This window comes from Nonomuraea aridisoli, from assembly GCF_003236395.1.
Classification (GTDB): Bacteria; Actinomycetota; Actinomycetes; order Streptosporangiales; family Streptosporangiaceae; genus Nonomuraea; species Nonomuraea aridisoli.
The window spans coordinates 21676-37348 of the sequence record NZ_POUD01000065.1 but is presented as its reverse complement, the minus strand read 5'-3'; the positions used below and the strand labels follow the sequence as shown (position 1 = coordinate 37348).

The 15673-nt window shown below is 70.9% G+C and carries 15 protein-coding genes and 1 pseudogene; 15 read left to right on the top strand and 1 reads right to left on the bottom strand.

Annotated features, from left to right (window positions below; translation table 11 throughout):
* Positions 1-278 precede the first annotated feature (278 nt).
* Positions 279-3317 carry an AfsR/SARP family transcriptional regulator gene (locus C1J01_RS17780; protein WP_111180083.1) on the top strand — a complete coding sequence of 1013 codons (3039 nt, stop codon included), beginning with the start codon at positions 279-281 and terminating at the stop codon, positions 3315-3317.
* 91 nt (positions 3318-3408) lie between these two features.
* Positions 3409-4071 carry a M15 family metallopeptidase gene (locus C1J01_RS17775; protein WP_111180082.1) on the top strand — a complete coding sequence of 221 codons (663 nt, stop codon included), beginning with the start codon at positions 3409-3411 and terminating at the stop codon, positions 4069-4071.
* On the opposite strand, the gene C1J01_RS17770 is transcribed toward C1J01_RS17775, so the two are convergent.
* A complete protein-coding gene (locus C1J01_RS17770; RefSeq protein WP_111180081.1) occupies positions 4038-4322 on the bottom strand; it encodes a hypothetical protein in 285 nt (94 codons plus the stop codon). The genes C1J01_RS17775 and C1J01_RS17770 overlap by 34 nt on opposite strands.
* Before the next feature lie 124 nt (positions 4323-4446).
* On the opposite strand from C1J01_RS17770, the gene C1J01_RS17765 reads away from it, so the two are divergent.
* The 13 genes and pseudogenes from C1J01_RS17765 (at position 4447) to C1J01_RS17705 (ending at position 15609) form a co-directional block, all read left to right on the top strand.
* Entirely contained in the window at positions 4447-4803 is a 357-nt protein-coding gene (locus tag C1J01_RS17765) for a hypothetical protein (protein ID WP_111180080.1), read from the top strand.
* A gap of 20 nt (positions 4804-4823) precedes the next feature.
* Positions 4824-5027, top strand: a pseudogene (locus C1J01_RS53755) (transposase); the annotation flags it as partial.
* A gap of 208 nt (positions 5028-5235) precedes the next feature.
* On the top strand, positions 5236-5595 hold the full coding sequence (locus tag C1J01_RS17755) for a hypothetical protein (protein ID WP_220039966.1): 360 nt from the start codon (positions 5236-5238) through the stop codon (positions 5593-5595).
* Positions 5596-5967: 372 nt separating this feature from the next.
* Complete coding sequence (locus tag C1J01_RS53095) at positions 5968-6102, top strand: hypothetical protein (protein ID WP_268958706.1); 135 nt, start codon at positions 5968-5970, stop codon at positions 6100-6102.
* A gap of 270 nt (positions 6103-6372) precedes the next feature.
* Positions 6373-6525, top strand: coding sequence for a hypothetical protein (locus C1J01_RS49910; protein ID WP_176993608.1), 153 nt, complete (start codon positions 6373-6375; stop codon positions 6523-6525).
* Positions 6526-6640: 115 nt separating this feature from the next.
* Entirely contained in the window at positions 6641-7804 is a 1164-nt protein-coding gene (locus C1J01_RS17745; protein ID WP_111180079.1) for a hypothetical protein, read from the top strand.
* The gene (locus C1J01_RS17740) at positions 7801-8901 is read left to right on the top strand and encodes a JmjC domain-containing protein (protein ID WP_111180078.1); all 1101 of its coding nucleotides are present in this window, start codon (positions 7801-7803) and stop codon (positions 8899-8901) included. Before C1J01_RS17745 ends, C1J01_RS17740 begins: the two co-directional genes overlap by 4 nt.
* An 8-nt stretch (positions 8902-8909) precedes the next feature.
* Positions 8910-10112, top strand: a complete 1203-nt coding sequence (locus C1J01_RS17735) for an arginase family protein (protein WP_146615638.1) — start codon at positions 8910-8912, stop codon at positions 10110-10112.
* A complete protein-coding gene (locus C1J01_RS17730; RefSeq protein WP_111180076.1) occupies positions 10109-11440 on the top strand; it encodes an MFS transporter in 1332 nt (443 codons plus the stop codon). Before C1J01_RS17735 ends, C1J01_RS17730 begins: the two co-directional genes overlap by 4 nt.
* Positions 11441-11487: 47 nt before the next feature.
* Positions 11488-12120, top strand: a complete 633-nt coding sequence (locus C1J01_RS17725) for a 2OG-Fe(II) oxygenase (RefSeq protein ID WP_146615637.1) — start codon at positions 11488-11490, stop codon at positions 12118-12120.
* Between the two features lie 387 nt (positions 12121-12507).
* On the top strand, positions 12508-12885 hold the full coding sequence (locus C1J01_RS17715) for a site-specific integrase (RefSeq protein ID WP_181448816.1): 378 nt from the start codon (positions 12508-12510) through the stop codon (positions 12883-12885).
* Between the two features lie 883 nt (positions 12886-13768).
* Positions 13769-14839, top strand: coding sequence for a coiled-coil domain-containing protein (locus C1J01_RS17710; protein WP_111180073.1), 1071 nt, complete (start codon positions 13769-13771; stop codon positions 14837-14839).
* Positions 14840-15054: 215 nt separating this feature from the next.
* Positions 15055-15609: an FIMAH domain-containing protein gene (locus tag C1J01_RS17705; protein ID WP_111180072.1), complete on the top strand. Its 555-nt coding sequence runs from the start codon at positions 15055-15057 to the stop codon at positions 15607-15609.
* The last annotated feature ends 64 nt before the right edge of the window (positions 15610-15673 follow it).

The window sequence follows — 15673 nt, the reverse complement described above, 5'->3', positions numbered from 1 at the left end:
TCGACGGCAACCCCCACGACGGCAACGGCGCCGACGTGGCCGGACAAGGCACCGTCGACACCGGCGGCTGGACCCAGACCCTGCTGTCCACCCAACCCGCCACCGTCACCGTCGGCTGAAACACCCGTCACCGCAACAGGGCACCGCGAATGAACCCCGGGAACACCCCGGGGTCCATTCGCGTTGTGGCACGATTTTTCGCAGATCCTCAACTCTGGTTCACCGCGTCGGTGTACCCATAAGGTTTGGGAGGGTCGGCAGAGCCTTTGGGAGAGCCAATGGAGTTGCGGCTCCTGGGTCCGGTTGAGGTGTGGAGCGACGGGCGGCAGATCCCCCTTGGGGGAGCCAAGCCGCGGGCCCTGCTCGCCGCCTTGCTGCTGGACGCGCGCCGGATGGTCACGGTCGAGCGATTAATGGAGGCGATCTGGCAGTACGATCCGCCGCCGACCGCGCGGGGGGTCCTACAGACTTATGTCGCCTCGCTGCGCCGGGCGTTCAACGCCGCAGGACTGCCGGCCGTCATCGTCTCGCACCGCGTGGGCTACACCGCCGACATCCCCGCCGACGCCCTGGACAAGGACGTCTTCGAGCGGCTCGTCGACCAGGGACGGCAGGCGGCGCGGGCCGGGGACTACGGGAAGGCGGCGAACTCCTTCAAAACCGCCCTGGCGTTGTGGCGGGGCCCGGCCTTGGCCGGCATCGGCGACACCTTCCTGCGCGCGGAGGCGGCCAGGCTGGAAGAGCTAAGGCTGACGGTAATGGAGGAGCGGATCACGGCCAACCTGGCAGCAGGCCAGGACGAGGGCTTGATCGAGGAGCTCACCGAGCTGATCGCCATGTATCCGGTGCGCGAGCGGCTGCGCCGCGACCTCATGGTGGCGCTCTACCGGGCCGGTCGGCAGGCGGACGCACTCGCCGTCTACCAGCAGGGCAGGCAGGTGCTGATCGACGAGCTGGGGATCGAACCGGGGCCGGAGTTACGTCAGGCGCACGAATCCATCCTCCAGTCCGATGCCGCGCTGCTGGGAGCTGGATCAGCGCGCAGGACGGATCCAGCGCGGCCGAGCGAGACCAAGGTTCCCCCGCCTCGGCAGCTGCCCTCCCCGCCACCCGACTTCACTGCACGAGAGGCCGAGCTCGCAGAGTTGTGCGACCGTCTCACCAGGCCGGACGCCGTGCCAGTCTGCGTGATCTTTGGGCCGGGCGGCGTGGGCAAGTCGGCCCTGGCGCTACGCGTGGCGCACGAAATCGCCCATCTCTATCCCGACGGTCAGTTGCATGTTGAGCTGCGTGGCAACACCGAGGCGCCGGCCACCCCGCAGGAGGTCCTCGGCCGGCTGCTGCGCGAGCTGGAGCCGGGCACGTCGCCGCCCGGCACGCTGGAAGAGTGCGCCGCTCGCTATCGCACGCTGCTGGCCGACCGGCGCAAGCTGGTCGTCCTGGAGGACGCCGCCGCCGAGCGGCAGGTCCGGCCGCTGCTGCCGGGCGCCCCAGGTTGCGGAGTGATCGTCACCTCCCGCAACCGGCTGGCTGGCCTGGCCGGCGCCGCGGTGCTCGACCTCGGCCTGTTGCCCAACCAGGACGCCCTGCGGCTGCTAGAGAAGGTCGCCGGTGACGAGCGGGTCGCCGCCGATCCGGAGGCGGCGCGGCGGATCGTACGGCAGTGCGGCGGCCTGCCGCTCGCGCTGCGCATCTGCGGGGCGCGGCTGGCCTCGCGCCGCCAGTGGTCGGTGGCCCGGCTGGCCGACCGGCTGGCCGGCGAGCAGCGCAGGCTGGACGAACTGGCCGTCGGAGACCAGGAGGTCCGGGCTGGCATCGCCCTCAGCTACGACCTGCTGCCGCCTGAGGCCAGGACCGCGCTGCGCCGCCTGGGCCTGCTCGGCCTGCCGTACTTCCCCGTGTGGGTCGCGGCGGCGGCCCTGGAGACCGGCCTGGACGAGGCAGAGGAGGTGCTGGACCACCTCGTGGACACCTCCTTGGCGAGCGTGATGGACAGCGACGCGGCCGGCCGTGCCCGCTACCGGCTGCACGACCTGATCCGGCTGTTCGCCTGGGAGCGTGCACTCGTCGAGGAGCCGGAGCCGGCGCGGACGGCGGTGGTGCGCAGGGTGCTCGGCGGCTGGTTGTGGCTGGTCGAACGGCTCAGCGAGGCGGTGCCGACCGGGGGCATCCCGATGCGTGCCTCCTTCGGTCTGGCACGGCCGGTGGACCCAGAAGTAGCACGCATGGCGCTGGCCGACCCGCACGGCTGGTTCCGCGGCGAGGAGGAGGCGCTGATCGTCGCTGTGGAGCTGGCCGCGGCGCTGGATCTCGATGACATCGCGGTGGGGTTGGCCGCCGCGTTGTCCTCGGCGGCCTTCGAGGGCAGCCAGTACGTCTTCGACAACCCGTTCGCGGCCTGGCACCGTACCCATGAGGCGGCCCTGGCGGTGGCGCGGCGTGCGGACAACGCCTTGGGCGAGGCGACCCTGCTCGCCGGCCTCGGCCACCTGTACTACGAACGCGACCACTACGCCGAGTCCCGTGAATACCTCGGCCAGGCGCTGTCGCTGTTCCGCTCCGCGCAGGATATCCGGGGCGAAGCCAGCACGCTGACCGCCCTCGGCGCTGCCTGCCGCGAGCAGGGTTACCTGCCGGAGTCGCTGCACTTCCTGGACCGGGCGAGCCGGTTGTGGACCGACCTCGCCGACCCGGCGGCGCTCGCGCACGTCAAGCGGCTGGCCGGCAGCGTGCATGTCGAGCGCGGGGACTACCCGGCGGCCTGGGGCGAGTTGAACGACGCACTGTCGCTGTACCAGGAGGCCGGCAGCCGCCGCGGCGAGGGGCTGACGCTGCGCAGCATGTCCCTGTACCACCGTGCCCGAGGCGAGCTGGTACGGGCGGAGGAGCTGTCCGAGCAGGCACTGGCGATCTTCTGTGACCTGGGCGACCGGCTGATGGAGGCCTACTGCATGCGCTCCATGGCCAAGACCCGGGTCCGGCTCGGCCGCTTCGATGTGGCCCGCCGGAACATGGAGGACGCGCTCGCCGCCATCCGAGCACTCAACGACCGCTGGGGCGAGGCGTGCACGCTGCGCGCGCTCGGCGAGCTTGACCTGGCCGAGGGGCGGCTTTACCAGGCTAAGAGCCGCCTGACCGAGTCGCTGGCGTTGTGGGAGACGCTGCGCGCCGCCCTCTTCCGCGCGCGTACTCTGCGCGACCTGGCTCAGGTGCACGAGGCGCTCGGCGACGACGATGCCGCCAAGACGGCCCTGGCCGAGGCCATGGAGATCTTCCGGCTGCACGAGGCGCGGGAATATCGCGAGCTCGGCGGTTAGACCAGGATTACAGCACTTTTGGAGCGTGCCGCTGAATGATGGCGATCGGCGTCTCACGTGGAGCGTCCCTGGAACCATCGCGGAGGCTCCCATGCCAGAGATCGTGCTGCTGTCGGATCCGCGGATCGCCGAGGTGGCGGTGAAGGAATGCGGCGAGCCGCTGGTGGACTTGCGCACCCTTGAGGCCGTCCGCGTCGACCCGCGCCTCGCCGACCGCGAGGGCGCGTTCGCCCACGTACGGCTGAGTGTGGCCGACCGACTGATCTCCGCACAGACCGCGCTGCCCCGCAGGCTACGGCTGCTGGTGGTGGAGGGATTCCGCCCGGCGGCCCTGCAACAGCGGTACTTCGCCGGGTCCGTGGCCGCGCACCGGGCGGCAAATGCTGGCTGGGACGAGCACCGGGCATACCTGGAGGCGAGCAGATACGTCTCCCCGCCCGAGGTGGCCCCGCACGTCAGCGGCGGCGCGGTCGACCTGACCCTGTGCACCGTCTCCGGCGCCGAGCTCCCGATGGGCACACAGATCAACGCCACTCCGCCGGAGAGCGACGAGGCGTGCTACACCGACTTCCCCAACATCTCCGCCGCGGCTCGCCACAATCGCCACATCCTGGGAACCGCCATGGCGTCGGCTGGCTTCGTCAACTATCCCACCGAATGGTGGCACTGGTCCTATGGTGACCGCTACTGGGCTTTCATCACGGGCACCCGCTTCGCCCGCTACGGCATCAGTGACGGCCCGTCCTCAACGTAGCTTCCGAGCCATACAAAACAAGTACTTCCAAGAGCTCGCCCATGTCCGGCATCCACGGCCGGTGCCCGGGCGCCGGCCCGCAGGGCCGTCGCGATGGCGGCGAACTCGCCGATAAGGGGATTGCGGCGGGCGCTGTCCCAGGCCAGGCACACCTGGTTCGGCGGGATGTCGCTGATCGCGACGTAGGTGAGGTCCGGCCGGGTGTAGGAGGTCAGCACCGACAGCAGCAGGACCACCACGCCATGGCCCACGGCGACATGTTCGAGCTTTCTCTTTCACCGCGTGGAAGACCGGAGCAGGGCGACACCTTCCCGGCCGCCGCGACTCGGTGGCGAGGTCGCGCCATTCGGGAACGGAGTCGGGATTCTGGAGGAGATGCTCATCGGTGAGGTCGGCGATACCGATCATGTCCTTGCCTGCCAGATGGTGGCCGGTGGGCAGCACGGCGACGCGCGGCTCGCTCATCAGAACGGCCAGACTCGAACGGGTCACCGGTGTGGACGCCTGCCCGGCCGGATGGCCGCGACCTCGGATGGATGGTCTGCCGCTGCCGTGGATCACCCAGCGCTGGACGGCGTCGCGTACTGGGCGCAGATCCACGGCAGGCGGCTGCTGGCCTGCCAGCAGGACCGGCGATGCCGGGTGTGCGGGTTGGGCTTGGAGCGCCAGGTGCTAGGCCTGTACGGAGTTGAGATCATGCTGTTGCACATTCACCTGCGTCGGGGCCGCTGACGCTGGTAGATCATCTCGTCGTGGCGCCTGGTCACCTTACTGATGACGAGTGGTCCTTGATCGAGCCCCACCTGCCTTTGGGCGAGCGGGGCCCGATCCCCGGCCTGCGGCGACAGCTCAACGGGGTGATGTGGCGCTTCCGCGCGGGCAGCCCCTGGCGGGACCTGCCCGCGGAGTACCGGCCATGGTCCACCGTCTACGACCGGTTCCGGTCCTGGGCGAAAGCCGGTGTGTTTGGCGGCCACCGCGTCGGGGCGGAGCGAGGCATTGCTTGTGCGTGCTTGGCCATGAGAATCGCCCACTGCTCGGTAGCGCGTGCCGGTGGCCAGGGGCTGGTTGGAACGCTCGTAGCGGTCGACGAGTGCGCCCACGAAGGCGGCGAAGGCCGGCAGGTCTACCTCGCATTCGTCGCTCACCATAGGCGAGAGCCCAGTGGGCAGCCCGACCTCCGGCGCGATCGCTCGCGCGTACGCCGTCGGCCCGCAGGTGCTGCTCATGGACGAGCCGTTCGGCGCGCTGGACGCGCTCACCCGGGTACAACTGCAGGACCAGCTCCTCGACACGTGGAGCCGGGAGCGGCGCACGGTCATGTTCATCACACACGACGTGGACGAGGCGGTCTACCTGGCCAACCGGGTTGTGGTCATGGCCGCCAGACCCGGCCGCGTCCACCGAATCATCAACGTGGACCTGCCGTACCCGCGCACGGAGGAGGTGCGGTTGTCACCCGAGTTCTCCCGTATTCGCAACGAGGTCTGGCACTCGGTCTACCACCAGGCACCCGCGGCATGACCGGAGTCGCGAGGTCGGGGCCGGTGGTCGTCCGCGAGTACGGCGTGTAGCCGGCCAGGGTAGTTCCCACGACATCCGCGCCCGTTACCACGTCGGCGGCGGCCTCTGCGACCGCGAGCGCGTGCTTGAGCGTCGGCGTGATGTACACGTCGCCGTCCTTCCACAGAGGGATGAGCGGCACGTCGAGGGCGGTGTCCCTCCGGCCACTCACCGGTCGCCGCTGCAGCACGAACTCCGACACAATCTCCGCCCGCCCCCGGCGTGACCCATGACGAGGCCGGCCACCCATGCCTCATCCCACGGACCAACCCGCCAACTATGACGCGGCCAGCGAAAACAATCATGCGGAGAACGGGGCTAGCGCTCGCCGGCGTGTCCTCCATCGCCGGCGCCTCCGCGCAGAGCCCGACGCTGTTCAACGCGGCCGGCTACGCCATCCCGGGCGGCATCTTCTTCCTCATCTCGGCCCTCCGCCTCGGCCGCGCCGCGCGGGCGGGCGACACCTGAGCCGTCAGCAACCGGTGGCGGCGTGAATCGAAGACGCCGGGCGGCAAGGGTCACGGATTCGCCCGGTGAATGTCCGGAGAATGTCCGGTCGGTGACCTGGGCGAACGCCCTTCCACGGGTGAAGACTCAGCAATAACGCCCTCAGCGGCGCAAGAAAAGCCGGAATGCCCGTGACGCTGCGGCACGGGTTCTCCCGCGGTTCGGAGCCGCTGATTCCTGTTACCGGGTCCGTGCACGTCGCGGGCCCGCGACAACAAGAAGGGAAGTCACATGGAAATGACGTCGCACAACGAATTCGACCGGCACGAAGGGCGGGGCCCCGTTCTCGTCGACATCGCGGACATCATCGTGTCGGAGGAGTCGGTCGCCGCTCTGCAGGACCGGCAGCTCTGGATGCGGCCGCAGCGGGACGTCGGTCACTGATCCGCAGGCCGGTGGGCGCGGGACTTCTCTGAGCACAGGACGGGTTCCCGCGCCCACCGGGCTGGTCAGGCGGCTTGACGGGACCATTCACCGCACGATTCCGGAGGTCTGAGATTTGCTGGACGAAGGCACCTGGCGGAAACTCTGCGAGCGGGACGGGCCGCATTTCGCCGAACGCGTGCACATTCCCGGCCTGATCCGTGAACCGGACGTTCTCGCGGAGCTCGTTCTCGGCGCTCTCCGGGCCGCCACCACCAGAGTGGACGGCGACGACACGGATCTGCCCGCCATGAGAGCGTTCCGTGACACCTGCCTCGACTATGACGCCTCGGAAAAACTGGTATCGGGGGCGTTTTCCGGGCGGTCCGCGGTACATTCCTGGCTTTCCGCCCGCACCGGAAAGGACGACATCTGCCTGGCGATCAACGGCCTGGACTCCTGGGACGCCGAGCTCGCCGAGCTTCTCTACACCGGCTTCGTCCTCCCGCTCGAATCGGCGGGCGTTCCGCTGACGAGAGGGGTGGACTGGTACTGCTTCGTGGCCAGTTCCGGCACCACCCCGTTCGGCGTGCACACCGACCCGGAGCCCTCCTTCATCTTCCACCTCGGCCCGGCGGCGAAGACGGCGTGGACCTGGCCAGGGCTGAGCCTGCCAGCACTCGGCCAGGGGCGCCCGCACACGCTGGACGCGGAGCCTCTTCTGCCGTCGGCGGACAGCGTCCGCCTCGCGCCCGGTGACTTCCTGCTGATCCCCGCGGGGATGTACCACCTCTTCCGCAATGACGGCCCGTCGCTGTTCCTAGGGCTCACGGTGTATCCGGAAGATCCCGGGCAGACCGCCACGGACGCGCTGTTCCACCAGATGCGCCTCCGGAACGCCCAGCACCCGGAACAGGCCGACGGGGATCCGGTCGCCGGCGCGATCGACGCCTTCCGGGACGCCCTCGGCGACGACGGCGTCGAGCGGGCCGTGCGGCGGCAGGCGATGCTCCGCCGGTCGTGCGGGTACGGCTCGCCGCCCCGGTTCCCCGGCAGAACCAGCGATCAAGGTCCACCCTATACAGTCACCCGCCTGCCGGTCGTGATCGCCGACCACAGCGTCTTCGCCCTGGGAAGAGAGCTCTCCGTCGATCTCGGTGAGCTGGCCCGCCTGCTGAAGCCCGGCGCCCTCGTCGGCGCCGACGAGCTGCGCGACGCGGCCACCACGCCAGAGCTGCGAGCCGCTGTGCGGGCCCTGGTCCGCGTGGGCGTCCTTCGGAGCGTTGGGACACAGTCATGACACTGTCGTGGGAGAACATCGTCGACGCGCTCGGCGGGGAGTCCGTCTGGCGCAAGTCGTTCGGGAACGAGCTTCTGGCCGGCCGGGTCCCGCAGGGATCGTGGCGCGCGTCGCTCGGATGGGGCGTCATCGACCACATCATGAGGACGACCACGATCGAACCGCTGATGATCCGCTTGTCGTCCGAACCCATGGCCTATCCCGGCACCTACATCAGCACGCGGATCGACGGCGGCGACATCGTGCACCGCAACTGGCGTTACGGCGCCATGGTCGAGTACCTCCGCTCCGGCGCGACCCTCGTCGCCAACAGGGCCGACCGCATTCACGTGGGCCCTGCTCGCCTGCGGGAGGAGTTCGAGTACTTCGCCGACGACCCGGCCTGGGTGAACTGCTACGCCTGCTGGACGACGCAGTCAGCATTCGGCCGCCACGCTGACGGCCACGCCACGGTGATCTTCCAGGCGGAGGGCAGCAAGCGCTGGCGGATCTGGGAGGGCTCCGGGCCCGGCGCGCGGCTGATCGAGGAGGCGGACATGCACGCCGGCGACGTGTGGCACATCCCCCGGGGATGGGACCACGAGGCCACCGGCATCGGGCCGAGCCTGCACTGGACCTTCGGCCTGCACGCGTCCACCCCCGAGGACCTCGCGCGGACCGCGCTGGACGCCTGGTCCAACCGGCCCAGGACCGAGGGGACGCCCGATGACGGCGGCGAGCTCGACTCCCTCATGACCGCCCTGGCCTCGGACGTGCACCGGGCGCGGGAGGTGCGTTCCGCGCAGTCGCTCGAAAGGCGCGAGGGCCTGTCGCTGCCGTGGTCGGTGGAGAGCGTCCCGTACACCGGTACCCGGCTCAGGTGGGCGGCCCGGTTCCCGCCGCTGGTCGAGGCCGGGGACGGCCTGATGGCGATCGAGAGCCTCGGCGTGCGGCTCAGGATCGACGGCCGTCTCGCACCCTGGATGAACGAGTGGTCGGCGGGGCGAACCACGCTGCGCGATGACACGGCGGGCATCGCCCTGACCGACGCGGAGATCGACCAGGCGCTTGACTCGCTGGTCCGCGCCGGGCTCCTCCTGGTCGAGCAGGCCCGGTGAGCCTCGCCATGACGAGCGTGGACCAGTCCGGGGCCCCGTGGGTCCTCAACCCGGCGTTCCGGATCCAGGGCGGCGACCTCGTCAACGAGGCCGAGGGCACGCGGCTCACCCTGACCCCGCCCCTGCGAGAGCTGTGGGAGCTGGGGGAACGCCGTGACGGCGCGCCAGCGGTGCGGCTCACTGAGGAGGCGGAAAAGGCCCTGCGCAGGATCCGCCTGATCGTGCCGCCGGACGCCTCGGCGGCGGCGACCGGCGGGCTCGCGCGGACGGCCGGGACCCCGCTGTCCCTGCCCGCGGGCACCAGGGCCGCCGCGGCCGTATGGGGACTGATCGGAGCGCCGGTGGACCTGGGAGGCCCTCCCGGCCCCCGGCCCAAGGACGCCGTCCCCGTGATCCGCCAGGCCCTCGCGGGCAGGTTCCGGCTTCTGGCCCAGCCGGGCACCTGGTCGTGGACGCTGCGGGCCCGGCCGGCCGAGGGACTGCCCGGCCTCGTGGATCACGGTGACCTCGCGGTCCATCCGCAGACCGACACGGGGGCGGCGGCCCACGAGCGGCTGCGGGCCCTCGTCGGCACCGTCCTGGCGCAGGGCCACCGGCCTCTGGTGATCGGCGGGGACCACTCGATCGGTTACCCGGTGATCAGCGCGGTCGCGGGCAGGCATCCGGCGCTGCGCGTCGTCCACTTCGACGCGCACGCCGACCGCCGCCCGGCCGGGAACGCGGTCACCGCGGACTGCGGGAACTTCGTCAGCTGGGTGCTCTCCGAGCATCCCCACGTCGAATGGCTCACCATCGGCGTGCGCGGCGTCGACACGAACCTGGACCAGGCCACGAACGGGCGCGTCTCCTACCTGACGGCCGACGAGGCCCGCGCGCCGGAGGCGGCGGACACGATCGCGCGGTTCTGCGCCGGCGCGCCCGTGCACCTCACGGTGGACATCGACGTGCTGGACCCGGCGTACGCTCCCGATGTCGTCTATCCCGCCGGCGGCGGTCTCGACCCCGCGACTCTGACGGCCCTGGTACGGAGCGTCGCCGCAGCGGGCCGCTTGGTCGCGAGCGACCTGGTGGAGGCGTGCCCCTCCCCGTCCGGCCGCCACCTGACGGCCGCCCATCTGGCCGATCTCGTGGAGACCGTCCAGCTCGCGGAGGCGGGGCAGGTGGTGGGGCGGGGCTCGCCGGTGAACAATTTCGCCGGAGAAGACGCATGACCGACGCTCCCGCCGTACCCGGCTCGCCCCTGTCGTCGCCGCTCTACAGGGTCTACCTGGCGGGGCAGGCGGTCTCACAGCTGGGGGACGGGGTCGTCTCGGTCACCTTCGCGTTCGCCGCCCTGGCCGTCGCGCCCGACGGGCGGGGCATCCCGATGGTGCTGCTGGCCCTGTGGCTGGCGAGGTTCGTCTTCATCGCGTACGGAGGCAGCCTGCCGGACCGGGTCGGGCGGTTGCCGGTCATGTTCGGCGCGGACGCCGTCCGCCTGGCCGCCCAGGTGTTCCCGGCGATCACCTTCGCCCTCGGGAACCCGGAGCTCTGGCACCTCGTCGTGTCCGCGGCCGTCTATGGCGCGGCGACGGCCTTCTTCACGCCGGGCGCCGTCGGGCTGCTCCCCGAGCTGGTCCGCCCCGCCCAGCTGCAGAAGGCCAACTCCTGGCTCGACGTCGCCGGGGACACCGGACGGCTGGCCGGACCCGCGCTCGCGTCGCTGCTGGTGGTGGTGGGAGGCGTGCCGCTGGCGCTCTTCTTCGACGCCGCCACCTTCGTCGTCTCCCTCGTCTCGCTCGCCTGGCTGAGGCGGCTGATCCGGGCCCGGCCGCCGGAGCGCGGACCCGCCGAGGACGATGACGGCGGCGCGGGGGAGCGCGTGCGGTTCCTCGACGCGGTGCGCGTCATGCCCCGCCTGCCGCTGGTCCTGGGCGCGATCCTCGTCTGGGTTCCGGTGCAGGTCGGGCTGGCCTCGGTGAGCGTGCTCGGACCGATCACCGTGCAGGACAGGTTCGGGAGCATCGAGCAGTGGGGCGTCATCGTGACGTTCCTGGCCGCGGGCGGGCTGTTGGGAGCGCTGGTGAGCGGGCACGTGCACGTCGAGTGGCGCGGGGTGCTCACCGTCGCCCTGCTGGTCTTCTCGATGCCGGTGCAGCTCCTGGCTCTCGCGTACGGCCGGCATCTGGTCGTGGTCGCGGGCGCCCTGTTCCTGGCGGCTCTGGCGGCGGGGGTCGCCGGGGTCGTCTTCGACACCCTCGTGCAGCTCACGGTCCCCAAGCCGATGTTGTCGCGGGTCGGATCGTTCGAGACGACCATGACCACGGCGATGGTGCCGCTGGGCTTCGTGATCGCGCTGCCGCTCGCGAACCTGGTGGGCCGGACGGCGTACCTGGCCGGGCTGGCGGCCGTCATCGTCGCCACGGCGGCGGCGGTGCTCGTCTGGGCGGTCCCGCGTTCGGGGCTGCGGGACCGCGCTCTTGAGGACGGCGCCGGTGACTCGGCGTGGCAGGGGGTGCCCTCGTCGACCTCCCCGGGATCCGGTCGCGAGGGCGGCTGAGAAGGCGAGGCGGAAGGCCATGTCCAAGGAGATCAGGAGGCGCGAGCGTGGCAGCTCATGACGGACGGACCGCCGAGGCCGTGACCCTCGTACAGGGGCGGCGGTTCGTGGTGGTCGACAACGCCCTGTCCCCGGACGCCCTGGCCGCCTGGCGGGAGGAGGAGCGGGCCGTGCAGCACCGGCCCACCTTCAGCTCGGTCGATCCGATGTTCGACGGAGTGGCGTTCTACGCCGACGCGTCGTACGCCTCCGCGAAAGCCGGCGAGGAGCACGCCGGAGAGGTGACGTCGGCTGTCAGGAGGGGCCTCGACGCGCTCGGCGTGACGGCGGCGGACAACGACCGGTTCAAGTTCTGGCGGTACGGCCGGGGGTCCGGGCTGGACTGGCACGACGACGGGAGCGGCCGGGGGGCGGCGTACACGCTCTACCTGTCGGGCGAGTGGCGGGCGACGTGGGGCGGCGAGCTGGAGCTGTTCGACTGCCCGGTCGGCGAGGTGCCGTGTGCCGAGTTCGACGTCCCCAAGGACCTGATGAACGCTCCCGTGCCGGCCACGTCCATCGCGCCCCGGCCGAACCGGCTCGTGGTGATGGTGGCCGGCACGTTCCACCGGGTGAGGAAGGTGGAGGCGGGCGCGGGCGACAACCTTCGGCGCTCCATCACCGGCTTCCTGACTCCCTGATGCGCCCCGCCAGGAATGGCGGCGGCGCGGCCGATGCCGTGGGCCTGGCAGCCCGGGTGGACGTAGATGCTGTGCGCGACGACCCCGGCATAGACTGGCCGCGACGACACCGCCGAGGCGGCCACCCAGCCGAGGACTTGGCCGGTCCCGGTGTCGCAGGCCACGTAGCGCAGCTGCGGCAGCTTGGCTGTGGTGAAGCCTTCCCAGCTCGGGGCGAGGGTCTCGAAGCTGGCCTGGCCGGTGTCCAGCCCGGCCTGGTAGATGGCCAGCACCTGACCGGCGTCGCCCTCGCGCATGGGCCGGATCTCCGCACCTGGCCCGGCGGCGGGCTTGGCGGCTTGGACGATCGCCGAGTGCACGCCGTTGCCGTGGTCGGCGGTCGGCGTGATGCGCACGCTCGTGAACCCGGCCACACACAGCAGCCGCCGATACTCGGCCACCGGCAGCGCCCCGGCCACGCAGCCGATGCGCTGCTCGCTGCTGCGCCGCATCAACCGGCACGGCACGCTCGGCCCCTCCCTGGGCGCCGACGCGGTCAACACCATCGTCCGCGACCTGGCCGTCCGCGCTCGGGTTCCCGGTGCGGAGACCGTCACCGCGCACAGCCTGCGCGCCGGCGGCGCCACCGTCGCCTACGCCGCCGGTGTCCCGGTTGCGGTCATCGCCAAGCACGGCCGCTGGTCGCCGGCCTCACCCGTGGTCTTGCGCTACATCCGGGCCGTGGACCGCTGGCGCGACAACGCCATGCGGAATGTCGGTCTCTGAGCAGTGCTTAGGCGGCGATCGCGGAGGTGACGGTGGCACCGCCCGCCTCAGTCAAGCCTGCCACCCGCGGGACTCCCGCACTCGCTGGCCAGTAACAAAGCCCCGGAAGAGCGGTGCCCCGGGACGCATGCAACAGAAGCGAACCCGGGGCTCATGGTCCCTACGCTAACAGGCAGGACCCCGCCAACGCCGATCACGACGTCGGCTGCCCTTGTCGCCCGCCCGAGGTCATGAGGAGAACCGGCCGAGAAGCGCAGACGGCAAGACAGAACCGGTTTCCCATGTGCGCCCATCGCGTTGCCCTGACACGGCACCCACCAACTACGGGGGCCCACCGATCAGGAACTCCCCGTGGCACGCCGGGACAACCACCGCGCAGCGCCGCTCTCAAAAGGTAGACCGGTCGGTCACGCCAGCGCCTCGGAAGTACTGACATCCTCTGGCATTTTTCTGCTGACATCTCGTGGCACAACAGCACCCACCGACAGCCTTGGGAGAGCGACAACGCGTGACCAACCTGCAGGACAGTCGCGCGACCAGTCTCACCTGCGAACTGACACCCCATGCAGATTCCTACTGACATCTCGCTGCAGATTCGCAACGGGCACTGACCGATGGCGTCGCGGGCGTGTCAGGTTACTTGCGGGAATTCTGCCTTCTCGCAAGTTGGGCGGGGTTACGACGCGCGCAACAGATCTGGATTTTCGATTTTTATTTTCTGGAAAATCGAAATTGGTAGAGTGATCTCGTGACTGCGGAGACCAGTGTCGTAACGCCCTGTAAGCACTGTGGTGCGCCGATTGAGCAGCGGCGGGGCAGGGGGCGGCCGAAGGCGTACTGTCCGGAGAAGGACTGTCAGGGGGCGGCCAAGCGGGAGCGGGAGTTGCGGCGGGCCACCCCGGGGCTGGAAGGGGCGCTGGCCAGGGCCGAGCAGTTGTACGACCGGATGGAGAGCGGGCTGGCCGCGGCCATCGAGCCGCTCGCCCGTGCGCTGGCCGAGGAGCTGAGCCCGGCCGGGGTGGAGGCCAAGCTGAGTGCGGTGCAGGCCGAGGCGCACACGCGCGTCGCGATCGCCCGCACGGAGCGGGAGCAGGCGTTCGAGCAGGTACGGCTGGCGCGTGAGGCCGCCGAGCACGCCCGCCGGCAGACCGCCGAGATGCGGGAACGGCTGCAAGAGGCGGAGAACGAACGGGAGACCGCGCTGGCCGACGCCGAGCGCGCACGCGAGCAGGCTCTGGCCGCGTTGCGCGAGGCGGCGAGCACCGAGCGGCAGGCGTTGCAGACGGTCGAGGAGGCACAGCGGCGGGCTGAGCTGGCCGAGCGGCGTGCCGAGGAGTCCGCTCACGAGGTCGAGCTGGCGCGCCAGGCCAGGGATCAGGCCGTTCGGGAGCTGGCCGAGCGGGTGGAGCTGGCCGACCGGCGGGTGGAGGAGGCGCGGGCGCAGGCCGTACAGGCTGAGCAGGACGCGGAGCTGGCGCGGCGGGAACGTGATCGCGCCCGGGAGGAGACGGCGGCGGCGCTACGGGCGCGTGAGCAGGCCGAACGTGAGGTGGTCGGCGCGAACGCGCGGGCCGAGGCGGCGGCGCAGGAGCGGGACCGGGCTGTGGAGCGGGCTGTGAGCGCCGAGCGCGCGGTGGCCGAGGCGGAACGGGACCGCGCGGTGGCGCTGGGGGAGGCCGCGCGGGCGGCGGACGAGGCCGAGCGGCTGGACGGGAAGGTGGCGCAGGTCGAGGCGGAGGCGGCCGCGGCACTGTCGCGGGAGCGGAAGCTCGTCACGCGGGAGAAGTCGCGCGCCGAGGCTGCCGCCAAGGAACGCGACCGGCTGCGGGGGGAGTTGCGGCTGGAGCGCGTACGGCTCGAGGATCTGCGGGCCGAGCTGGAGGCGGCCCGCGCGGAGGCTGCCCAGCTGCGGGAACGCGCGGTCGCGGCGGAGCTGCGACTGCAGGGCGGATGACCGGCGGCGCTACGCCTCCAGGATGGAAGGCCCGCACAGCTACGGCCGCAAGGCGGATGACCCACAGAGCTACACCTCCCGGCGGGTGACCGGTGACCCACGAAGCTACGCAGCTCGCCGGTGATCATGTGAGGCCACCCGCCCACCGACAACCGAGACCCACCAGCCACAACGCCGTCGGGCGGCCCTGAAGCGACAACGGACCGCCCGACGGCGTGGTGCCAGGCCAGACAGTCAACCTGAACGGCGTCGCTTATGACCCGGATGGAGACAGCCTCACCTACAAGTGGTGGCGGTATGCCGACGTGGACACCCTCGCCGGCGCCGGGACCATCGACCTGGCGAACGAAAAGGACGCCACATTCACCAATCCGGCGGACGCCAAGACCGGAGATACCGTCCATCTGATCTTCGAGGTTTCGGACTCTCCGAGCAATCCGATGTACACAAGCCTGAAGACCTATAAACGCGTGGTGTTGACGGTCGTCTCGTACGCCGACTTGTCCACCGCCGTCCAGAAATGGGCGGACGACGGTCACTTGTCGGCGAATCTCGCCAAGAGGCTGCTCGCCTTCGTGGACAAGGCGCGCGAGCAGACCGCCGCCGGCAAGGTCCAGTCGGCAGACAGCGCGCTGCGCGCGTTCCTCAACCACATCAGCAACGCCGACTCCAAACGCGTCTCGGCCGAGGCGAAGGCCGCGCTGGCCGCTCTCGCCACGACGCTGCAAAGCGCGCTGAGGGAGGGCGGGGGGATCCCGGCGGATCGCTGAGCCCGGCAGCAGACAGGGCCGCGAGCAAGTGGCTCCCCTCGCGGCCCTGCATACTCGCCCATGA